Source organism: Armatimonadota bacterium (assembly GCA_037138755.1).
Classification (GTDB): Bacteria; Armatimonadota; Fimbriimonadia; order Fimbriimonadales; family Fimbriimonadaceae; genus Fimbriimonas.
Map to the genome: position 1 here is coordinate 1,127,441 of JBAXHT010000001.1, position 22,237 is coordinate 1,149,677.

At 54.4% G+C, this 22,237-nt stretch carries 21 protein-coding genes and 2 tRNA genes; 12 read left to right on the forward strand and 11 right to left on the reverse strand.

All coding sequences use genetic code 11. The annotated features are described in order from the left end of the window. From csaB to WCK51_05410, 4 genes are read right to left on the reverse strand one after another with little or no spacing between them, the layout of a single operon-like run. Complete coding sequence (gene csaB / locus WCK51_05395; GenBank protein ID MEI7576308.1) at positions 1–1,062, reverse strand: polysaccharide pyruvyl transferase CsaB; 1,062 nt, start codon at positions 1,060–1,062, stop codon at positions 1–3. Beyond that, on the reverse strand, positions 1,055–2,926 hold the full coding sequence (locus tag WCK51_05400) for a DUF5693 family protein (protein MEI7576309.1): 1,872 nt from the start codon (positions 2,924–2,926) through the stop codon (positions 1,055–1,057). The genes csaB and WCK51_05400 overlap by 8 nt, the downstream gene beginning before the upstream one ends. Continuing rightward, positions 2,923–3,606 carry a rhomboid family intramembrane serine protease gene (locus WCK51_05405; protein MEI7576310.1) on the reverse strand — a complete coding sequence of 228 codons (684 nt, stop codon included), beginning with the start codon at positions 3,604–3,606 and terminating at the stop codon, positions 2,923–2,925. Before WCK51_05405 ends, WCK51_05400 begins: the two co-directional genes overlap by 4 nt. A 15-nt stretch (positions 3,607–3,621) precedes the next feature. Further along, a complete protein-coding gene (locus tag WCK51_05410; GenBank protein ID MEI7576311.1) occupies positions 3,622–5,133 on the reverse strand; it encodes a carbohydrate ABC transporter permease in 1,512 nt (503 codons plus the stop codon). Between the two features lie 88 nt (positions 5,134–5,221). Here WCK51_05410 and WCK51_05415 point away from each other — a divergent pair, with 88 nt between their 5' ends. Continuing rightward, entirely contained in the window at positions 5,222–6,667 is a 1,446-nt protein-coding gene (locus WCK51_05415) for a flagellin (GenBank protein ID MEI7576312.1), read from the forward strand. Positions 6,668–6,672: 5 nt separating this feature from the next. Here WCK51_05415 and rimO read toward each other — a convergent pair whose 3' ends face one another. The 6 genes from rimO to WCK51_05445 form a co-directional block, all read right to left on the reverse strand. Then, positions 6,673–8,061, reverse strand: coding sequence for a 30S ribosomal protein S12 methylthiotransferase RimO (gene rimO, locus WCK51_05420; protein MEI7576313.1), 1,389 nt, complete (start codon positions 8,059–8,061; stop codon positions 6,673–6,675). 10 nt (positions 8,062–8,071) lie between these two features. Continuing rightward, complete coding sequence (locus tag WCK51_05425; GenBank protein MEI7576314.1) at positions 8,072–8,704, reverse strand: PEP-CTERM sorting domain-containing protein; 633 nt, start codon at positions 8,702–8,704, stop codon at positions 8,072–8,074. 135 nt (positions 8,705–8,839) lie between these two features. Further along, on the reverse strand, positions 8,840–9,916 hold the full coding sequence (locus WCK51_05430; protein ID MEI7576315.1) for a M20/M25/M40 family metallo-hydrolase: 1,077 nt from the start codon (positions 9,914–9,916) through the stop codon (positions 8,840–8,842). Positions 9,917–9,928: 12 nt separating this feature from the next. Beyond that, a complete protein-coding gene (gene pstA, locus WCK51_05435) occupies positions 9,929–10,810 on the reverse strand; it encodes a phosphate ABC transporter permease PstA (GenBank protein MEI7576316.1) in 882 nt (293 codons plus the stop codon). Further along, positions 10,807–11,772: a phosphate ABC transporter permease subunit PstC gene (gene pstC / locus WCK51_05440; protein ID MEI7576317.1), complete on the reverse strand. Its 966-nt coding sequence runs from the start codon at positions 11,770–11,772 to the stop codon at positions 10,807–10,809. The genes pstA and pstC overlap by 4 nt, the downstream gene beginning before the upstream one ends. Next, positions 11,769–12,839 carry a PstS family phosphate ABC transporter substrate-binding protein gene (locus tag WCK51_05445; GenBank protein MEI7576318.1) on the reverse strand — a complete coding sequence of 357 codons (1,071 nt, stop codon included), beginning with the start codon at positions 12,837–12,839 and terminating at the stop codon, positions 11,769–11,771. Before WCK51_05445 ends, pstC begins: the two co-directional genes overlap by 4 nt. Positions 12,840–12,908: 69 nt before the next feature. Here WCK51_05445 and WCK51_05450 point away from each other — a divergent pair. The 10 genes from WCK51_05450 to WCK51_05495 all read left to right on the forward strand — a co-directional run bounded on the left by WCK51_05450 (position 12,909) and on the right by WCK51_05495 (position 20,485). After that, a tRNA-His gene (locus WCK51_05450) sits at positions 12,909–12,984 on the forward strand. A 36-nt stretch (positions 12,985–13,020) separates the two neighbouring features. Next, positions 13,021–13,917, forward strand: coding sequence for an ATP-binding protein (locus WCK51_05455; GenBank protein MEI7576319.1), 897 nt, complete (start codon positions 13,021–13,023; stop codon positions 13,915–13,917). Positions 13,918–13,968: 51 nt separating this feature from the next. After that, positions 13,969–14,550, forward strand: coding sequence for a sigma-70 family RNA polymerase sigma factor (locus tag WCK51_05460; protein ID MEI7576320.1), 582 nt, complete (start codon positions 13,969–13,971; stop codon positions 14,548–14,550). Further along, on the forward strand, positions 14,547–14,984 hold the full coding sequence (locus WCK51_05465; protein ID MEI7576321.1) for a zf-HC2 domain-containing protein: 438 nt from the start codon (positions 14,547–14,549) through the stop codon (positions 14,982–14,984). The genes WCK51_05460 and WCK51_05465 overlap by 4 nt, the downstream gene beginning before the upstream one ends. Further along, complete coding sequence (locus WCK51_05470) at positions 14,956–15,975, forward strand: hypothetical protein (protein MEI7576322.1); 1,020 nt, start codon at positions 14,956–14,958, stop codon at positions 15,973–15,975. Before WCK51_05465 ends, WCK51_05470 begins: the two co-directional genes overlap by 29 nt. A 46-nt stretch (positions 15,976–16,021) precedes the next feature. Further along, positions 16,022–17,596 carry a trypsin-like peptidase domain-containing protein gene (locus tag WCK51_05475; protein ID MEI7576323.1) on the forward strand — a complete coding sequence of 525 codons (1,575 nt, stop codon included), beginning with the start codon at positions 16,022–16,024 and terminating at the stop codon, positions 17,594–17,596. Positions 17,597–17,760: 164 nt separating this feature from the next. After that, positions 17,761–17,955, forward strand: a complete 195-nt coding sequence (locus WCK51_05480) for a hypothetical protein (protein ID MEI7576324.1) — start codon at positions 17,761–17,763, stop codon at positions 17,953–17,955. A gap of 97 nt (positions 17,956–18,052) precedes the next feature. Continuing rightward, positions 18,053–19,462 (forward strand): DUF1800 domain-containing protein, encoded by a 1,410-nt coding sequence (locus WCK51_05485; protein MEI7576325.1) that lies wholly within the window; start codon positions 18,053–18,055, stop codon positions 19,460–19,462. Positions 19,463–19,537: 75 nt separating this feature from the next. Further along, positions 19,538–20,386 carry an alpha/beta hydrolase gene (locus WCK51_05490; protein MEI7576326.1) on the forward strand — a complete coding sequence of 283 codons (849 nt, stop codon included), beginning with the start codon at positions 19,538–19,540 and terminating at the stop codon, positions 20,384–20,386. Positions 20,387–20,411: 25 nt separating this feature from the next. Next, positions 20,412–20,485: transfer RNA gene (locus tag WCK51_05495), tRNA-Gly, on the forward strand. A 74-nt stretch (positions 20,486–20,559) separates the two neighbouring features. Here the strand turns inward: WCK51_05495 and WCK51_05500 are convergent. Further along, entirely contained in the window at positions 20,560–21,390 is an 831-nt protein-coding gene (locus WCK51_05500; GenBank protein MEI7576327.1) for a phytanoyl-CoA dioxygenase family protein, read from the reverse strand. Between the two features lie 72 nt (positions 21,391–21,462). Here WCK51_05500 and WCK51_05505 point away from each other — a divergent pair, with 72 nt between their 5' ends. Beyond that, positions 21,463–22,233 carry a helix-turn-helix domain-containing protein gene (locus WCK51_05505; GenBank protein ID MEI7576328.1) on the forward strand — a complete coding sequence of 257 codons (771 nt, stop codon included), beginning with the start codon at positions 21,463–21,465 and terminating at the stop codon, positions 22,231–22,233. Positions 22,234–22,237 lie beyond the last annotated feature (4 nt).

Here is a 22,237-nt window from a genome sequence, read left to right on the forward strand (position 1 = left end):
TTATCGCAGAATTTCGTTGGCGAGTTCGACACTTTTCATCGCTTCCGCCAGAAGCACTTTGCGCTGCTTTTCGACGATGGGCCGCATCTTGTCCATGTTCTTATGATGCGTTCTAAATGAGTCAAACAAGCGTTGGGGAGTCAAACTTTCCAGCGGAAGTGCGGCCCCGATGTCCAGTTGCCGTGCAAATGCCGTCACTTTCGGGTCGTAGCTTATCATGATGGGTGGTACGCCAACCGTCGCCGCCAGAATTCCCGCATGAAGACGCATCGCAATGACTGCTTCCATTCTTGCGAACCTCAGTTGACTCATTCGAGGCGTTCCAAGACGTTTGATCTCGGGAATTCGTCCACCCTGCTGTTTGGAGATTGCCGATATGAGGGGGCCGTCCTCGTGGGAATCCATCTCGATCAGGTTAGGGGCATACCCGGCTTGGTACAGCAACCGGCAAGTCTCGCCGAATAGTGTCACAACATCCACTCCTTTGCGTACTGCTGGTCGAGGAGCAATCGCGACGGAGGGCATCCCGCCGACTTGGTATTTTCCTTCGTCGCCATCTCGGATGGGTTCCGTCATGAGGAACGCACTATCCGCAGCTAAATGAACTTTCTTCTGAATCCCGATTTCTCTGAGGACGGTCAACGAACCAGGATCTCGGACAGTGATGAGATCGGCTGCCGAAAACGCGGCAAAAGCCTGTTTCCTGGCGATCCAAGATTTGAGGGGCCCCACACCTTGCCCGAGAAAGATCACCTTCTTGCCGTGCTTCTTCGCGATCTTGACGATGCCGTTGTAATAAATCGTGCTTTTGGCGCTGGTCACGTCCTGGAAAATTGAGCCGCCAGGGAAGATCACCGCGTCGGACTCTTTGATGACGCTATCCGTCAATCGAGCATCGCGACGGTCGATTGCCCGGATCCCAAAGTTCTGATTCGACTCTGAGGGACTGCCGCTCATGATTGTGTAATCATGGTCACCAAGGCGGTCCATGACACCAAGCATGACCGCATCGTCGCCAAGGTTGCCGCACCCCAGATAGCCCGCCATCACGATCTTAGCCATTCAAAATCTCCATCTGCTTCACCAAGAACTTTTGCACCACTAGCCAAACGATCTGTCCAACGATTCCGCCCAGTATGATTCCTTCAATGTTTCGGATCACTGAAGTCATCACCGGGGTGTGGAGGTGGCACATCGTGTTGACGACATCGGTGAGACCAACCACTCCGAGCATCAGTAACAATGAAACCCACCCTCGCATCTTGCCGAGCTGAGCCGAATCGTAGTGCGCCTTGTGAAGCATCGCAAGCCCCACGAAGAGCGCAGGGAACGCGAGAAGGAACTCCTTTGAGCGGGGCCGGACGGGAAGGAGCTGTTCTAGCAATCCTCGGAAGGCGAGTTCACCGCCACTGACCGTGTTAGGGTTGTCGTTTCCAGTCCGCAGGATCATCAAGCCGATGATCGCCATGATGACCAGCCCGGTGACCGCCGCTCCCCAAGTGATTGGGTCTTTCAGAGCATCTTTGAGGCTGTTCAGCTTTGCGAATCCGATAACGCCAAGGATCAGCACCGGCAGGAAAACGGAAATCTTGACTCCGGGAAACGTCTCGGCTCGAATGTAGTATTCAACTCCATTGAGTAGCCCGGCAACGCACATCCCTGAAACCATTGCGAGCAGCGCACTAGTGATCAGACCGATCCAGGGCGCTAGCTTTGATTCAAGCATGAAGAAAAATGCGCCACAAGGGAAAACGAGCGATGCCATCAGAGCGGCGAGTTGTAGAGCGGTTCCCTCGCGAGTCGAACCAAGGAAGATCGCGAGTCCGCCGAGCCCTCCGACGATGAGGCCCCGATTATCGCCAAGAAGTCTCACCCCGACCCAAACGGCTCCAATTCCCGAGAGAAGGCCGATCAACATCTTGACTGTCTTGGGTACGCCGGGTTCTTGATACGGCTGAGGTTGCCCCTCTTTGAGGCCCTCGGCTTGAAGTTGATAGCTGATGGTCTGAATGAATTCGCCAAACGTCGTTATCGGGGCATCGGAAGCGTTGCTAATTCCCCTCAAGAGAAGAATCCGCATGTTTCGCTCTCGGGCAGCCTTTCGGAACCTTTCGATGGCGCTATCCAAGCTTAGTTTGTCAAGCTCAGCGGCTTGGGCTGAGTGCAAACGAACAGTTTGGTCGCCGACTTTCCCGAGCATTTCAACGTCGCCTCCGAGCTTTGCGAATTCGGGCGATGCATAAAGGAGTCCTGTCGACTGGAGAGTCGACACCGTGGCGTCCATCGCGTTGCGCCGACCAAGCACCTGCTCTCCTTGAGCAAGGAAGATTGTTGCCCCCATCTCTTTTGCCCACTCGAGGGTCGCGATGACTGCTTTGGAAGTCACACCTGGAGGGTTGGCGCATCGGGCAATGATTCCAAGGCCGTTTTCCTTAGCGAGCCGGGTGACCAAAGGATCTAGCCCAATCGCCGTTGATCGGAGGGACCCAGTGTCCACCGGAGGTAGCGCAAGCCGGCGGTCCCGGGGCACGACGGTCTTTACGAGTTCGCCAAACCGAATTCCCATGCCACGCGTGACCCGCTTAACCGTCTCTTCGTCTGCAAACAGAAGCGACCGAACTTGATCTTTGGAGGCGACAGTCACCCCAGTCAGTTCTGCCCGACCATCCGAAATGAGTTCACCGATGGTCTCTTCGGGAACGACAAGACCGTTCAGTCCCTTCGTCTTCAGTTCCTTGATTCCCTGTTCCAAAGTCATGCCTTGGGCGGCAGAGTAAGACTGGATGGTGTCGACCTCCGCAGCAAACATCACGTACTGGTTGGCATTTTCAACCTGGATTCTCTTGCTGATCGAAAAAGCGCAAACTAGCGCGGTGAGGATCGCGATAGCGACGAAGGAAATCTGCGAATCGGTGAACTTCTTCATGACGCGTCGTCGTCAAGCTCAATCAGTTCGGGGTGCTCGCGTAGAATCGCCGTCCTACCCCCGATGACAAGCACAGTTAACATACCAGCTAAGAACCCGCCCGCGTGCGCCCAAGTAGCCACGCCTTCCTGCGGAACAAAGATCTGATACAGGAACCACGCCCCGAGAAGAAGCCAAGCTCGCAGTTCCCACTCAAGCCAGCCGAGGAGCGAAATAATGATTCGATTCGAAGGAAAGAGCAAAAAGAAGCAACCCAAAACACCACCAATCGCCCCGCTTGCCCCAAGAGTCGGGACGTTTCGATAAGGAGCGGCATAGATGTGACAAGCTGAAGCAAAGATTCCCCATGCCAAGTAGTAAAGGGGGAACCGCCAGGCACCGACTGCTTGCTCAACTGGGGGTCCAAACACGCCAAGGAACATCACGTTTGTGGCGAGATGCATCAGGCCTCCGTGCAGGAACATTGAGGTGAAGAGAGTGACAATCGGGAACCTGTCCGATCCGCCCTGGAGAGCTGAAATGACCTCGGGAGCCCGGAGCGAAAGGTCGCCGTACACAATGCTGGGCCCAAAGAGTCCGCCCCTCCGGTCTGCGATGTAGATCACGATATTCAACAAAATGAGCATCCAGGTAATCACCGGGACTTGCTCTTTCTGCTGTTCGGCGTCGCGCGGGGCCACCCGAAGATTGTACTGCTACCGGTCGCCAGGGATGACGATTCCCTTCATGATGACCCGTTGGGCAAACAGGAACACGAGGAGTGTTGGCAGTGCTGCAAGCGCAAGGGCTGCCATGACGACAGCCTTGGGTGCCGTCGTCTGAAGCTGATAAACCCAAACCATCAGCGTCCACATCCTCTGATCTTGGGCGACCAGGAACGCGAACATGAATGTGCTGTAGCTCGCCATGAACGCCATGAGCGCGAGGTAGCCGAGAACGGGCTTTGTCAGCGGGATTGCGATTCGAGCCAAAAGCGTCGTCTCAGGGGCCCCGTCAAGCTGCCCTGCCTCAAACAGTTCGGTAGGCAGTGAGTCGAAGAAGCCCTTCAGGAGGAAGATCATGTATCCGCTCGCCATTCCAGGCAGGACTAACGCTGCGAAGGTATTCAGTAGGTGCAAGTCCTTGAGCAACAAGAACGACGGGATCATCGCGACTTCAGCGGGGAATGCCATTGTCGCAAGCAGGAAGAGAAGAATCTTCCCCGACGCTTTGATCGGGTACCGCGATAGCGCGTAGGCGGCAAGAGGATTCACAACGAGTTGAGTCAGTATCGCGAGTCCGCAAAAGATGATCGTGTTGAGAACTGCCCGACCGTTGATAAGGATGTAGTCCAGAACGTAGCGGAAGTTTCGCCCGGCGAACTCTTGTTTGATCTTGCTGGCGTTTGACGAAACGAAATCCTTCTCTGCCGCCGCGATCGGCATCGGCCCCGTATGCGAAGCCGTCCAAAGCTCTTCGGCGGTGCCGTTCTGGTACCGCTCGGGAAGCTGCTTCATGTAGAGCGGATCGGATGGCTTAGTGATGATTGTCTCAAACGATTTCGCTGCACCCTTCAGATCTGCGGGAACATCGTCAATCCGGTTTTTGTATGTCGTTCGTAGATACTCTTGCCACAAACGAGTGGTGCGAACGGGAATCCGATATTCGGCAGGCAATGTCTTCTTGAACTCGAGCCAATCGCTGTATCTCTGAGCGGCGAGCGGCTCCCAGGTAGCCCGTTCTAACTGCTCGGTGGGCGGTTGAACGGTTTGAAAGGCGACGTTCTCCTCGATGTAAGCCTTGTTAAGTTCTTCGATGGAAGCAAACTTCGTGCGGAGCCATGTTTGATAACGCTGAGTCACCCGGCTCGTGACCTGGTTCGGGGCGAGGCGAAATCCAGCCGTCCACATATCGTTCGGCAGGGCCATCAGGAAACGATCATATTCGGCGACGTCTCCTTCATCGCCGATCCGGGTCGAGCCAATCATCTCCAAATTCCCCGCGTACTTATCGTCCACGTACTTGCTCAGCAGCTCGTTAGAGTCAGAGACATAAACGGGAACAACGGAGGTATCGTTTTGGTCGGTAGGACCCTTGAGTCCGGTGCTGACCATCAGCAGGAACGGATAAACCGTGGTGAGCGCACCAAGCGTGAGAAGGAGATAGAGGAACCCCATTGCGAACCTGGCGCGTGGACGCTTGCGACCGACTTGGCTCACGAGGCTCATACCAATATCTTACCGACTACTCTAAGTTTTTGCGGAAAACCTCACAAGCTGGTAAAGATACGTGGGTTTGCGCCGATGACAACGATAGATGTCATTCCGAATCAACACCAATATGCCGGGCATGATCGCCCATCGAAACGCCTCGATGAGCGGTTCGAGCCTGCAAGACTCGATTACAAGGTTGAGCTCGGGTATGCGGATCAATACCGCTGGGGACGATCCCGCAGGGTTAATTGCCTCCGAAGGACTGAGGGCACAAATCGCCTCGATCGAATCGGCAAGTCGAAACAACCAAGACGCGATCAACTTTTCAAAGACCGCCGAAGCCGCCCTTGCTGAAGTCAACAAACTCCTTTCAGATGCACGGGCACTGGCAATCACCGCTGGAAACTCTGCGACGCTCTCGGCATCTCAGATTCAAGCTAACCAGGATCAGCTTTCTTCCATCGCGTCGTCGGTCACCAGGATTGCACTCAATACTCAGTTCGGCACGCGCAGACTGTTGGACGGCTCTTCTGGAGTTCAAGCGCAAATCAGCGATGCTTCTCGAATCCAGGGAATGTCCTTCGCGGGAACATTCGCGGGGACGCCAATCACCTCGAACGGTTTAGTCAGTGTCAGCGTCAGCACCCAGGCGACTCGAGCTACGTTCGCTTCCGCGACGCTCGCCGGTGGAGTCGTCCTCAATGCAGGTTCCGTTAACATCAACGGAACGAGTTTTAGTTTCCCATCCGGAACAACAGGAGCTGCGGTTGTTGCTTCGCTCAACTCTTCATCCGGCCAGACCGGAGTCACTGCAAACTTCAACTCGACAACAAACGTGATTACACTGTCGAGTTCAAAGTACGGTGCTTCACAGGCGATCAACTTTACGGATCCTAGTGGAGTGATCTCTGCTTCGGGAACCAACGTCGCACCCACCGGAACCAATGCAGTTGCAACTGCTTCGATCAGTGTCAACGGCTCCACGAGGACGGCGATTTTCACGGGCGGCAAAAACGCGATGGACGGTTTGGCACTCAGCGATGCCGACGGAAACGTTGTTCGGATCACAGAGTTCGGGAATACGAACCTCGGCGCAATCACTACCATCGGTCAAGTCGCCGCGGGTGTTGCAAGCTTCCAGATTGGGGCGAACGTTAACCAAACCGCCCAACTTTCGCTTCCCAACCTCACCGCGTCGAACCTAGGAAACGACATCCTGGGGAACGTAAACCTTTCTAACATCGATCTTTCGACTGCCACCGGGGCCTCTCAGGCGATCCAGGTCATTGACCGAGCGATCGAACAAGTCTCCGCGTCACGAGGCCGAATCGGTCAGTTCACTAAGTACATCCTCGAATCGAACAACCGCTCGTTGGCGGCCGCCAAGGAGAACATGGCGGCGACTGAGAGCGCGATTCGCGACGTCGATATGGCTTCGGAAATGACTCAGTTCACCAAATATCAGGTCATGCAGCAAGCCGGAACGGCGATCCTAGCCCAGGCCAACAACCTTCCCCAAAACGTTCTCAGCCTCATCCGAGGCAACTAAGTTCCTTACTGAGGAGCTTTGGGTGGGGCCATGCGCAATGGCTCCATTTTTTTACGTGCCTTGATACTGCTTCCGGCTTGTTGGCCGAAGAGGTCATACGGTTCAGCCTCGGTGATCTCGACATCCACCATCTCGCCTGGCTTGGCGTCCCCCTTGAAAAACACAAGGCCGTCAATATCCGGAGCATCTCGATGAGATCGGCCGATCAGCCAGCCATCACGTTGGTCTTCGACGAGGACCCTGAGCGACCGGCCAACCCAGCCGTCGTTGACTTCTTGCGAAATCTCTTGCTGAAGGCTCATCAATTTGTGATATCGATCCTCTTTCACCTTTTGGCTCACTTGCCCCGGCATGTCGTGGCTCGGAGTGCCGGGCTCTTGGCTAAACATGAACGCTCCAACTCTGTCGAGTTGAGCTGCCTCGGTGAAATCCAGAAGATATTGGAATTCCTTCCCGGTCTCTCCAGGGAAGCCGACGATGAACGTTGTTCGGATCGAGACGTCTGGCATTGCTGCTCTCACTTTGTCAAAGATCTTCAGGTACCGCTCTCCATCCCAAGGTCGTTTCATACGCCGTAGGGTGTCTGGGTGAGCGTGTTGGAGCGGGATGTCGATGTACTTCGCAACCTTGGGAAGTGTTGCCATCGCTTCGATGACTTCGTCAGTCAGGCGGTTGGGATAGAAGTAGAGTATGCGAATCCAATCCAGTCCCTCGACATCATTGAGTTCGCGAAGAAGCTTTGGAAGAGTGAATTCCTTGTACAGATCATAGCCATACTGAGTCACGTCCTGAGCGATCAAATTGATTTCGCGAGTACCTTGCTTGGCTAGGTGAGTTGCTTCGGCTAGAACTCGCTCGATGGGTTTACTTTCGTGCTTGCCGCGGAACGAAGGGATCGTACAGAAGGTGCATTTGTGGTCACACCCTTCGCTGACTTTAAGATAGGCGCTCCAAGGTTGGCCCGATCTGGCTCTTGTTGGGATATCTGCCCAGCGGTGGTGGGGTGGGGCAACATCAATTGTAGGTTCTGAGCGTTGAAGGGTGTCGCGGACGATCTCGTCGAATCGACCCATTTGCCCCACACCGACGTAAGCATCAGCTCCGGGAGCGAGTCGTATGAGCTCGGGTCCTAGTCTTTGGGCGAGACAGCCCGCGACGATGACTTTTGAAGCTCGGCCCGCGTTCTTCTCGGCAACGGCGTCGATGATGGCTTGGATCGACTCCTGCTTTGAGGCTTCCAGAAAGCCGCAAGTATTGATGACAATGGCATCCGTCGTTTCAGAAACTCCATCGACTCGATAGCCCGAGGACTGGAGGACGCCAGCAATTTCCTCACTGTCAACGTCATTTTTTGCGCACCCGAGGGTGACGATTCTTACTTTTGCTTCGGGCACGCCAATCAGTTTACTTGCGCCGTCGCTTGAGAGCCGCGATGCCTAGCCCAAGAACTGCAATCGAAGCTGGTTCTGGGACAGCCTGAACGGTTGTCAGCGAGAAGTCTCCGCCGGCGGAGGGATCGAAATCAAACACGATTGCATCCACATCGGTCAATAATCCTGCAACGCTCGTGAAATCGAAGACGAGCGATTGAGGGCTGCTCGGAACGATACCGCCCGGCGCATTGAGCGTCAGAGTGTGGGTGTTCGCTCCACCATTTGTATAGATCGTGGCGGTGACTGGTTGAGCAACGTCGTTGCTATCAAAAACTAGATCTAGCTTTGGATTTAGCGAGAGGTCTGTATTGAGCGGATTTGAAGCAGGCGTAAGGGATGAGTTGGCAAATCCGTAGCCAAGGCGCGATACGATGTCAACTTGCGACTCCGTACCAACGGAGTAGATTCCTGCTACTGTCACAACGCGAGCGCGAGCGTCGCCACCCAGTGGGTTTGCGGTGATAGTGGATGATAGAAAGCGATTTCCACCTTGAGCACCAGAAGCATTGACCCAGGCATTAACGGAGCCGGAGCTGAAGTAGCCGCTATTGAAGCTCCCCGTCGAAAAGTCGTCGAGAACGAACGCCTGCGAAGCCGCAGCCATTAGCGAAACTACAATAAGAGCAGGAATTCGAGCCATAAATCACCAACAACCCGGCAACGTTGCAAGGTTAATACCGTTCAGTATAACAGAGGTTAGGCTGAAATACTGGCTGGACAGTCCCAATCTTCCGAAATCTTAACGAATTACTCGAGGGGTGAAGTCGGTATCCGGCTTGACTGAGCGGCAATATGCAGCCATGAGCTTTGCGCAGTTCTCTACGTCAGTGAGGCTCAGTACCTCTACCGGCGTGTGCATGTAGCGCAGGGCGACTCCAAGAATTCCGACCGCCATACCAGCTCGATTGAGCTGCATCGCGTTCCCATCCGTTCCGGTTCCCCCGCCGGTGACGTCAACCTGATACGGGATATCGCTAGAGTCGCCAGCTTCTCGGATCATTTTGAAAACGATCGGATTCGCGTTTGCTCCGCGCATGACTGATGGGCCTTTACCCACATCAAGCTGGCCGTGCTTGGTCTTGGAAACCGAAGGGTAGTCGATGGCGTGGTTCACGTCGACGGCAAGGCCAGACTGAGCGTTGATCCAGTACGCACTGGTTCTCGCGCCTCGCAGGCCAATCTCTTCTTGCACGGTTGCAACCGCGTAAACACCAACGCCTGCATCCAAACCACCCTCTTCTTTCAGCAAGCGCAGGGCCTCGGCAACTATGAATGAGCCCATTTTGTTATCGAACCCGCGGGCGGTAGCTCGGTCTCCAAGGAGGTGCTGGAACTCGTATTGAAAGGTCACGCAGTCGCCAAGCTGGACGTACTTTTCGGCTTCTTCGCGAGAAGAGGCTCCGATATCGATCCACATGTCTTCGATCTCCGGCTTCTTCTTCCGCTCTTCATCTTTTAGCAGGTGAATCGCCTTTCGGCCAATGACTCCAGCAATCCGTTCTGTCCCATGAACCCACACGGCCTGACCAACGGGGATCGCGGAGTCGTGCCCGCCAATCGTGCTGAAATACAGAAGCCCATCGTCACCGATGTAGTGAATGAGGAAGCCGATTTCGTCCATGTGCCCTGCGAGCATGATCTTCATCTCGGCACCGGGGTTGAGGATCGCGGCGACGTTACCGTGAACGTCGGTCACGATTTTGTCAGCAAAGCTCCCGGTGTATGAGCGGTAAACCTCTGCCGCTCGCTCTTCAAATCCCGAAGGGGAAGGGGTGTTGACGATTTCTTTGAAGAACGCAAGCGACTCTGGGCGCATATGCCAACTAGGTTACCGCTTCGCTTTCGCTTGATTTCGTGCCCGAAGAATGATCGCCACTGAGTTCATCGCCAGAAGGCAAACCATGAGCACCAGAATGGCACTTGCGGCCACCTTGTGAAACTCCTCTTGGCTCTCGTTTGCCCAATCAAAAATCTTGATCGGCAAAACTGTGTAGTTATCGCGGAGACTGTGAGGGAGGCTGCTCACGTAGCTGGCGGCTCCGACGACGATGAGGGGTGCCGTTTCACCGATGGCTCGGCTGATCGAAAGAATGATTCCCGTGAGAATTCCTGGAGCGGCATTGGGAAGCACCTGGCGGCGGATTGCTTGCCACTGTGAACTTCCGAGCGCGAGCGACCCTTCTCGGTAGCTGTTCGGTACTGCGCGGAGAGCTTCCTGGGTGACGATGATCACCGTGGGAAGAATGAGTAGGGTCATCGTTAAGGCACCGGCGATGATGCTCTGGCCAAGCCCCATCACAACAATAAACATCACCCGGCCAAGCAGGCCGTAAACAATTGAAGGCACGCCGCTCAGGTTGGCGATGTTTAGTTGGATCAAGTTCGTCAGACCAGTTTTCTTCTTGTTGAACTCTTCGAGATAGATAGCCGCTCCAACTCCGATTGGAACCGAAATGGCGGTCGTCAGCAACATGACGTAAGCCGAGCCAACGATTGCTGGCCATAGCCCGGTCCGGCGAGCTCGGTTCGAGAGATCATCGGTAATGAACTTCCAGCTCAGCTTGCCGATACCGTCCATGAAAATCTTGCTCAGAAAGATTGCGAGCAGGATCACACCGGCAAGGGCCGCGAGCTGACAGACCAACTGGAAGAGTTTGTCCTTCCGCTTCCGAGCGGCGAGATTGGCGGCAAGGTTTGCGTCGATGATCATTGGTAATTCAGCTTAAACTTGGATACCAGCCGGCGAGCGATGATGTTCATGATCATCGTAAAGGCGAAGAGAAGTAAGCCCACTGCGAAGATGGAGTAGTGCTTCATGGAGCCGTAAACGAGATCACCCTTTGAAGTCGAAACCATGTAAGCAGTCATCGTCTGGATTCCCTTGGTAGGGTCCAGCGAGATCACGGGATTCGAGCCAGCGGCGAGGGTGACGGCCATCGTCTCGCCAAGCGCACGGCTCAGCGCGAGGATGAACGAAGCGACAACTCCTGAAAAGGCTGCCGGGACGACGATCTTTGAAATCGTCTCCGCCTTTGTCGCCCCGAGTCCTTGGGCACCTTCACGAAGCGACTTCGGAACCGATGAGATTGCGTCTTCGCACAGCGAAGAAACGAGCGGAAGAATCATGACGCCAACCACAATCGCACCGGCAAGCGCGTTAGAAGACTGGATAGCGGGGAAGATGTTTTTCAACGCCGGAGTGACGACAAACAGGCCAAAATAGCCGTAAACAACCGTCGGAATTCCCGCCAGAAGCTCGAGCGCGGGTTTAAGAATTGCCCTGACCTTTGGCCGGGCATACTCAGCCAGGTAGACGGCGCTGAGCAGGCCGAGCGGGAGCGCAAACAACCCCGCTCCAAAGGTGATCATCAAAGTTCCCGTGACCAGCGGAAGAACCCCGTATGTGCCAGGCTCAGGAGTCGGCTTCCAGGTGCGGCCGGTGAAGAACTCTGCTATATTGACTTGACCGAAGAAGGGAAGTGCTTGGCTCAAAAGAACGTAAACAATTCCGACGGTAGTCACCACCGATAGGAGCGCGCAGATCAAGCAAAACCACTTTGCAAACCCTTCAGGCAAAGACCGCGAAAGTCTCCGTTCGCGGTTGAACGGAGACTCTGGGAGCGTCGGCTGTCCGGGCTGGACGACCGCCTTGTCGATTTCGCTAGAGATCACTTCTTGCCGTAGACGTCAGTTAGCTTTTGGCCAGGCTTGAAGTCTTTCATCTTCGTACCCGATTCGGCGGCCTCAAAGTGTGCTTTGACGGCAGCTCGAACGTCGGCTGGAAGTTGAACGTAGGATGCATCCTTGACGGCCGTGTTTCCGGCGTCGCCAAGTGCGAACTCGACGAACTTCTTGACCTCAGGTCGATCAAGTGACTTCTTGTTTACGTAGATGAACAGCGGTCGGCTGAGCGGGGTGTAGGTGCCATCGGCGATGGTGGTTTCGGTCGGGGCGACTCCGCCAACGGTCAACGCAGTCACATCAGCCTTATTCTCGATGTAGTAGTTGTAGCCAACAAACGCCATCGCGTTCTTGTCGCCCTTAACAGCGGTGACGATTGCGGTGTACTCCTGGTTTGGTTGGTACTCGCGAATTTCGTTCTTCTTGCCGTTGATGGCTTCGGTGAAGTACTCAAACGTTCCGTGGTTGTCGGTTGGTCCGAGGAAGGTGATTGGGTCTTTCGGGAAACTTGGGTTGATTTGATCCCAGGTCTTGACCGTGCTGCCCTTCATCCAAGCCTTCTTAAGCTCTTCGACGGTGACGTTCTTTGCCCAGGTGTTGCCAGAGTTAACGATGACGCTTAGACCGTCGTAGGCAACCGGGATCTCGATGAACTCGATCTTCTTCTCTTCGAGAGATTTGATTTCTTCGTCCTTGATCGGCCGCGAAGCGGTTGCGATGTCCAGGTTGCCTTCCATGAACTTCTTGAATCCAGAACCAGTGCCGGCCTTGTTCACGACGAGGTCTACTCCGGAGTTCTCCTTCTTGAAGTCCTCCGCAAGGATCGAAACGATTGGGTAGACGGTGGTGCTTCCGTCAATGGAAATCGTTGAACTAGCTGCGGGCTTAGCCTCGCCTCCAGTCGTTGCAGTTGGGGTGGAACCGGAACCTTCTGGGGTCGTGCCCTTGTCGCCGCAGCCAAAGAGGCTGTATCCCACGATGACCGTGGCTGCGAGAAGACCAGAAAACATCCATGTGCGCGTGTTGCTCATGTCATTGCTAAGGTACCGACCATTCATTAACAGATTGTTAAGAATGTTAAGAACTCGGCTCTCGGACGTTTTGGGTATCCTTATGAGCCTAACTCGGCGGGTGTAGCTCAGGGGTTAGAGCGTCTGACTGTGACTCAGAAGGCCGTGGGTTCAAGACCCATCATCCGCCCCATTTTCTATTTCCCTACCAGCACGAAGGATAAAGCGGATGATCGGGCTTCATAAAGCGAAACGCATCCTCTCAAAACTAGAATCCTCGGCGTCGGGGGTTCATGCCGTTCTACTCTACGGTCCTGAAGGCAGCGGCAAGGGTCTCATGGCGACCTCGCTAATTGAGCACTGGCTGGGAAATCAACGGGCGATCGATGCTTTCCGACGCGGGGCAAACCCTGACGTTCACGTCATTGAACCGATGGGTGCGAGTCGAATCATTAGGCGCCATCAGATCACTCCGCCGACGCCGCCCAATGAACCACCCGTTGCCCACTTGGTCGACTTCCTCCGAACTGCACCGCTTTACTCAAACAACAAGGTCGCCAAGATCGTGGATGCCGAGCGCATGAACGACACGGCGACAAACGCGCTCTTGAAACCGCTTGAAGAGCCCGCCTCCTACGCTAAGCTCATCCTGACCACCACTAGCATCAGCCAGATTCGCCAGACGATTCTCTCCCGCTGCCTTGTCGTTGCCTGCGAGCTCCCATCAGATGAAGAGCTAAAGAAGGCCTTCCCTGAAGCAACCCCCGAGTTCATCACGATGGCCGGGGCTTCACCGGGTCAGCTGAGTCGAATCGCCGGGAACCCGGAGTTCTACCAAAAGGTCTCCCAGTTCGCGCGTCAGCTTGTCAATGCCGATGCGAGTCAACTCCTCAAGCTCTCCGACGGATTCAAATCCCTCGCCGAGGAACTTGACTCCTCTACCAAGATCGGCGCTCGAGCGGCTAACACGAAAGTCGTTGAACTAGTCGCTACCATGATCGCTCAGCAGTCTCCAGAGCGAGCCGATATCATCCAAGCTCTTAGTGATGCGCATCGTAGAATCATCGGAAACGCCGCCTCAAACCTCGTATTTGATGCGGTTTTGGCACGTTTTCTAATAAAATGATCGTTCTGGAACTGTTCCAGATATTCTTTGCGTAAGGCTTCTTCAAATACCATGCTCTCGCTGCTCAAATCCAAATCCGAAGCGATCTCCGCAAGTGCGGAGTTCGAGCAGTTAATGCGCGGAGCCTATCGACAAGCCTACTCCGTCGCTTATCGACTCACTGGCGACTCCGTGGATGCCGAAGACCTGCTCCAAGAAGCCTTCGTCCGCGCTTATCGATTTTTCCACCGTTACGACCGCTCGCTCCCATTCCTGAGCTGGATGTACCGCATCATCAGCAACGCACATATCGATATGGTGCGACGCAGGAACAAGCTCAAGCCATCCTCGCTTGATCACGGCGGAAGAGACGGCGACCAGGCTCTCGAGATCGCCGACATGAGCTTCTGCCCAGGCGTCGAACTCATCAACTCTTCCTACTCAGACAGTGTTCAAAAAGCCCTCAACGCAATGAACCCTGAGTTCCGAATGGCAGTCGTACTCTCAGATGTCGAAGGAATGTCTTACGAGGAGATCGCCGTGATCATGGAGACATCTATCGGAACCGTTCGATCTCGAATCCATCGAGGCCGAACCCAGCTCCGAGGTTTCCTCGTCAAGCTTCAGCCAGAAACCTATGGGAGGATGCTATGAAGAACTGCGACCAGTTTGCTCCCCTGCTCTCGGCTTACTCAGATCGTGAGCTATCAACTACGCAGTCTCTGCTCGTCCGCCAACACCTGTTCGAGTGTGAGGCATGCGCTGCCGAAGTCAAGACTCTTGAAGGAATTCGTGGACTCATGCTGGAGATGCCAGCCGCCCCAGAGCCTCGCTTGAGCTTCGATCAGCTCGTGGCCGCAACTCGGCCCCGCCCGGTCCGCCGAACCCCGTTGATAATCAGCATCGCGTGTGTTGCGCTTATCGCCTCACTTTTTGCCCCAGCCATGATGCGGGCAGACAAAATTGCCCCACCGAAATCAATGAATCAAGAACTCGAGCGAGAGATCGCTCGTGACCAAATGATTGACGCTGAGGCCGACCCGACTTCAGGAGCGCCACTTGTCCACCTCACTGGCTACTCGCGTTAAGCAGTTTGCGATGCTGGTTGCGGCTTGCCCCGTGATGGTCTGCGCTCAGCAGTTCTCAGATTCTAGTCGGGATCTACTGTATCGCAGCATTCGGGGCGATAACCGGGCCAATTTGGTAGCAATCCTCACGCAACATAACAGCGAGAATGAAGAGGACTCTGTCAAGTTTAAGCTCACGCGAACCGCCGACGGAAAGACCAGGCAGTCCGTCATTGCTCCGCTGCGTCTACAGGGAAAGGAGAGTGTGGACGATGGCGTGAAGAGCTACACATTTTTGCCGGACGAAAAGATGATGATTGTCCAGCCGTCGGCGAGTGTCAAAGAAGATGCAGATTTTAGGATCCCTCTAATCGCTAAGAACTACATCCTCAACGCAAAGCCAGGTGGTAAGGTTGCGAATCGATCAGTGACTCAAATTACTGCCATGGCTAGGGAAGCCCGAGTTGGCGGAATTCGGTTTTGGCTTGACAACGAAACCGCGCACGTCATGAAGAAAGAGGTTTATAACTACGAGGAAGAAGAATGGGTGCTGGACTACGAAGTTCTTCGTGTCGACTTCCCTGCAAAAATCGACGCGAGCATCTTCAAAATCAGCCCTATTGGCGGTTATGAAACCCTTGAATACGGGGCTCGAAACCGTATGACATCGCTCAAGGAAGCGGAACGCGCTCTAGGATTCCTCCCAACTGCCCCCAAGGACTTGCCCTTCGGTTTTCAGATCCAGTCGATGCAAACCAACGCGAAATCGAATTGGAAATCGCTGTCTATGCGACTGACCGATGGGCTTCAAAAGTTGACGGTTTATCAGTGGAAACCGAGCAAGAACGAGACGATTACATCCGGGTCAAGCAGCACTGTCGAGACGGTGAACGGGATCAAATACATGGTCGTCACCGACTTGGATCCGTACGTCCGGAAATCCGTGCTCAAAGCGTTTGTGCGAACCGCTCGGAACTTTGCATATGTCGCCTCGACATACGACACGCTTTAATCGGAAACCTTCTGGTTCCGTCTGGCGTTTCTTAACTCAACCAATCATGAATACATTCAAACCTTGGACCGCCTACGCCGTTCTCGCTGGAGGCGCGCTTTTGGGCTTTGCAACTGTCATCGGCATCAACGGAGGCATTCGCCCACCTGCAGCCCTAGCTCAGACTCGCCCGGCGTTGCAAAGCGTCGGAGTGACGAACGGGGACAATCCAGTCTCATTGAGAGGACTCAACGACATGGGCGTTAACTTGGCGGAGTACGTGAAGCCCGCCGTCGTCCACGTCAAGACGGTGACCCAGCGTAGTCAGGACAGTGAAGGCAAGCGGATCCCGATCTCCGGCAGTGAGGGTTCAGGCTTCGTCTATCGTGCGGACGGCTACATTATCACGAATGACCATGTGGTTTCTGGCGCAAAGGAAGTGACAATCATCCTCAACGATGGCCGTGAACTCACCGGAAAAGTCACCTCTGCTCCAGAATGGGACGTCGCGGTGGTAAAGGTGGATGCGAAAGGCCTTGAAACTATTGGAATGGCGGACAGCAAGCAGGTCAAAGTTGGTCAGATGACCATGGCCATTGGCTCACCGTTCGGATTGGAGAACTCGGTCACGTTCGGCCACGTCTCTGCACTTGGTCGCGAAAACATGATTCCCGACTATCTGAAGGGCGGAGACCCAAGGTTTTATCCAGATCTGATTCAGACCGACGCGGCAATTAACCAAGGCAACTCTGGTGGACCTTTGGTGGATATCGACGGCCGGGTGATCGGAATGATCAGCTCCATCGCTTCGCGAACCGGAGGCTCGAACGGAATCGGTTTTGCAATCCCGAGTAACCAAGTTCGCTTCTTAGCGGATCAACTCATCTCCAAAGGCAAGATCACTCGCTCGATGATCGGCGTGGTTCCGCGTAATTTGAAGCCAATCGAGATGAAAGACCTCGGAGTGAAGAATGGGGCCTTTGCCGAAGACGTGTCACCGGGCTCGCCCGCCGAGAAGGCTGGCATTAAGAAAGGCGACGTGATCGTCGGCGTGGCTGGCGAAACGATCGAGAGCCAGATGGATCTGCGCAACTCGATGCTGAAAAATGCTCCAGGTACGACGGTGAAGGTTGAATACATCCGCGGTGGCAAGCGAAGCACAGTCTCGGCCAAGCTGGAAGAGTTTAAGCGAGTTGCTCCTGCTACCACACCGAAAGGTCAAGTGGAGGATCTCGGAGACATCTTTGGCGGCGACGGTAAGATGCCAAACATTGACGAACTGCGAAAGCGGTTCAACCTGAAACCGGAAGCCGAAAAGGATGTTGAGCCACTTCGCGAAGGAAAAGCTCGTCTCGGAGTCGGAATCGAAACGATCACCGAAGAAGCCAAGAAGCGGTACAAGATTCCGGCAAACATCAGCGGAGTGTTGATCAACTCGGTGGAACCCGGTTCCACTGCTGCGAAGTTGGGACTGCAAGCCGGGGACATTCTGACTGGAATTGGGGACAGCAAAGTAACTACGCTCAGCGACGTCACACAGGCTATGGAAGGTGTGAAAGTCGGTGATCAGAAGCAGATCAGAGTAGAACGTTATTCCCAAAATGGCCACGTTTCGATCGACCAAACCGTCACTTTCCGGTGAAAAACCGCCGATTCTGCCCAAGAAACATATCACTTGGGCAGAATCACGCGAAAAAGTGACTTGACATTTACGGAGTTTGTGATATTCTCTGTCTGGCAACAAATTGAACCTAAAACAAGTTGGAGCTTTCTCTTGGAGGAGTGCTCTGGCAAACGGGGAAAACAATGCAGTTCTACAATCTTAAGACTCGTTCACACGTCGACGTTCCGGATGCAGATGTCCGCAAGATCAAGATGGTTCGCAAGACCAAGACCGGAGAGCAGACGCGCTATGCGTTCACCGCGAACCACGGCGGCACCAAGCTGTTCAAGTTCGTGAACGAAGCCACCTACAAGGCTTCCACTGCACAAGAAGCCTAAGTTCAATCGAGCTAACGCGTTAAGAAGTGAGACAACAACAGTTGTCTCACTTTTTTTGTGAACGACAAGCGGCGAGCAACGTCTGTATCTGTAACCTATGGCACTAACTGATCGAGAGAGAGTCGCTCATTTGCTTCGCCGATTTGGCTTCGGCGCAAGTGAGGCAGAGATTGATTACTACGTGAAGGACGGCTGGAAGAGTGCCGTCGAAAAGCTTTTGAATCCTGAGGGCGTCGACGAGCAATTGGAGTTTCCCGTTGAGTCAATGGAGAACGACAAGGGAAACATTCAGGTCCAGCAAGTTGCTGGTTGGTGGGTCGGATGGATGCTCATGACCCGACGACCACTTGTTCATAAAATGGCGAGTTTCTGGCACAACCACTTTGCAACTAGCGGCGACAAAGTGACCCAGGCGTATCTGATGGCTGCCCAGAACGAGATTTTTGTGACCAAGGGCCTCGGCAAGTTTGAAGACCTCCTCATGGAGACTTCGAAAGACCCGGCAATGCTGATCTGGCTCGACGGCCAACTCAATATCAAGGGCCGAGCAAACGAGAATTTTGCCCGCGAGATCATGGAGCTTTTCACTCTTGGCGTCGGGAACTACTCCGAAAAGGATATCCAAGAAGCATCGCGAGCGTTCACCGGATGGAGCTTTACTCGAAACAATAAAGGCAAGAAGGGCCGTGCAGAATATGTATTCAAAGCTCCTTTGCACGATACGGGTGTGAAGACGGTTCTGGGTAAAACCGGAAACCTAACAGGGGAAGAGGTGATCAGCCACATCTGCGAGCTACCCCGCACCGCTGAGTTCCTGACTGAAAAAATCTGGAAGTGGTTCGTTTCTGACAACCCAACTTCCGCAACGATCAAGCCGTTTGCCAAGACCTTCCACGACTCTGGATTGGACATCAAGGTTTTGCTGCGAAGTATCATGCTGAGCGAAGAGTTTTATTCCCCCAAGGTCGTTCGGCGCCTCATCAAGAACCCGATTGACTTCACCGTCTCCACCCTCCGTGCGATGGGAATCGGCGAAAACATCCGGACTCGGATTGCCGCCGAGACTGATGGTGACAAAAAGCGCGGCGTCCTAGGTCCAGCGCAGGGGGCTTACGTCACATCCAAAGCGATGGGAATGTGGATTCTCTTCCCGCCAGACGTCTCGGGCTGGAAACCCGGAGAAAGCTGGATCACCTCCGCCACCATGGTTGAACGCATCCAATGGGCGAATAAGCTGATGGGACTTGGCAATGCTCGCGGAGCCGCAGGCGGAAACCTGAAGTATCCGATCTACCAACTCCTCGCGGCAGACCCGACAACATTCGGGATTGCCAAGAAGCTGTGTAGCGTCTACGATGCCCCTTTGGAGGGTGCCAAGCTAGCGAAGCTAGCTGAAGCGGCAGAGAAGGAGATGGGCGGCCAAGGGCTCACCCCACAGAACGCCAACAAAGTCGCGGCAGGAGTGATGAAACTGATCTTCGGCTCCCCGGACTTTCAGTTCTGTTAGGGTATCTCCTGCCTTCCGGGCGGTCACCAGAGACCGACCGTAAGGCGGGGATGCTGCTATGGGTAACCTTCGCGAATGCAACTCCTCGCCGCTTTAGCTTTCACACTCCAAGACTCCGCAATCAAGGAGCGCATCGTTGATCACATCTATCATAAACAAGGCGGAGCGGCGTTTTCCTACGACGTATTCAAACCCAACAAGCCAAACGGAGTCGCCGTGATTTGGATGGTCAGCGGCGGATGGGTCAGCGACCACAACAACATCAGTGTTCCAATGGCCGAACTCGCCTGCGCCAAGGGCGTCACCTTGTTCCAAGTGGTTCATGGAGCCCAGCCGAGATACAAGATGGGCGAGATCCTCGATCAAGTCCATCGGGCGGTCAAGGACATTCGAGCAAATGCAAAGCAATGGGGAGTAAATCCGAACAAGTTCGGTGTCTCAGGCGCTAGTGCGGGCGGTCACCTTTCACTCATGATTGGCACCCAGGGTTGCGTCCCCGTCGGCTCGGATGTTCTTCTGAAGACATCAAGCGAAGTTCAGTCAATCGCTGTTCTGTTTCCTCCAACCGACTTCCTGAACTACGGCAAAGAAGGCGGTGCGGCGTTCAAGAATCCGCTGCTTGTCGGAGCATACGGCGCTACTTTTGGAGTCGATACTAAGTCGCCTGAAGACAAACTTTCCGCGATCGGCAAGCTGTACTCTCCCGCAACCTACGTCTCGGAAAAGACCCCGCCGACTCTTTTGATCCATGGCGATAAGGATTTGCTAGTCCCGATCCAGCAGAGTGAGTGGTTCAAGTCTAAGCTGGACGGGCTGAAAATCAAGAACAACCTCATCGTCGTCCCCGGTGAAGGGCATGGATTTAAAGATATGGTGACGCCGTTCAATCAAATTTTGGATTGGCACTTGCAGACGCTCAAATAACCCTGCGGTATACTAGACACTCTAAGCGGGTGTAGCTTAGTGGTAAAGCTCCAGCCTTCCAAGCTGATCATGCGGGTTCGATTCCCGCCACCCGCTCCAAACTCCTTTTTGACTGCGCGCGCCTCAGCGCCGCTCTTACAGTGTTTGCTTTGCGACCCGAGTCATTCAACGGCTTACTCGGTCAGCAACAGCAGATCGCGATCCGACGGATCAAACATCTCGATTCTCAGTTCGCCGCCAACATCAACCCAGTCGCCGCACTGTCCTCCGCCAACCGAGGTCTCCAGCTCGACAATCGTCTGATCCATGCGATACACCGGCTTGTACCATTGGCCAACTGTGGTGCAGTCGCCGATAACGTAATGAGCAATAAGGCTCCGCCGGAAGCGCGAGCCGGACGTGTTCGGATTCGAGCCGTGAATCACTTGACCGTTGAAAAAGAGGACGTCTCCCGCCTTCATGACGACCGGTACCGCCGCCATTCCATCGGGAAGGGTCACTTCAACGCTCGTGAACGACTTCGTGGTATCCGACTTAGACAAGCACATCGTCGGCAACGTGTGCGTCCCCGGCACCACCATCAAACACCCGTTTTCCTCGTCGCAGTCGTCCACAGCAAGCCATGCCGCAATGCAGGTCGAAGGAGCTGCCTTTAGATAAAAATTATCCTGGTGAAGCGCTTGGCCGCGCGCAGTCGGAGGTTTGAAGTAGAACATCGTCTGCACCGCTAGCGGAGAAAGCCCGGTCAACTCCGTAATCGCGGCATCAATCCTCGCATCGCACAAAAAGTCCAAAGAAAGCTGATCATCACGATGCATCTGCATCTGTCGGGGATACCGTTGCAGAGGATCATCAGACGTCGGATCGGCGATGTTCGCATCCAAGAAACGACCTTGCTGCCGGATGCTCTCGTAATGCGATCGAAACTGCTCTATTTCATCAGCAGAGAACATCGAACGAGAAACAAAGAACCCGTCTGCTTCAAAGGTTTCACGAGGATTCATGCGTCCATTTTCCGTCAGTTTGCACGCTGGAATAAGTGTTAGAACAATTCAAGGCATATAATATTCAACTGTATGCCGTACGACGATCCGGCTCTTCGACGAGAGACTGTTGTGATTGCTGGCTACGCCAGCGAGGACCTAAGCTACCGAATCCGCCGAGACCAGGGAACCCCAAATTGGCTTGTTCTTTACACGATGGACGGAGCGGGCCGCTTCGACCAAACCCAGTGCCCCAAAGGGAGCTTCCTGTTCGTTCGTCCCGGTGTGCCCCAGGACTACAGCGTCGGAAAAGGTGCTTCTCACTGGGAGCAACTTTGGGTCCACGTCGCCTTTGCAGGAGCCTTTGAAGGCTATGCCGACACGTTAGTAGGCAACGCCCCTTACCGACTAATCCTCGACGCTCCGAAGGAGTGCGAGCGGTGGCTCCACCGGTGTGTCAATGCAGCGACCAAACTCCATGCGCTTCACGCGATCCAAGGCGCACTCCTGGAACTTGAGATCCCTCGAACCGACGCTGCCGGAATCCATGCCGCCTCGCTCGAATTCATCCGGCTCCATCTCAGCGAAGACATCGGCGTAGCCGAATTGGCAAAAGGGGTCGGACTCTCTCCCTCGCGCTTGACTGCTGTGCTTAGGTCCCAAAGCTCTCTTTCTCCTCGCGAGCTCATTGAGACCGAAAGAATGAAGGTCGCCTCAGAACTCCTCACGATGACAAATCTGCCGATTCAAAACATCGCCTCGCGGGTTGGCTTGCACTCGCCCTTCTACTTTTCATTAAGGTTCAAAAAAGCATTCGGCTCGGCCCCGTCGGATTACCGCAAACTCGCGTCTGGACAGGCGTAAAATA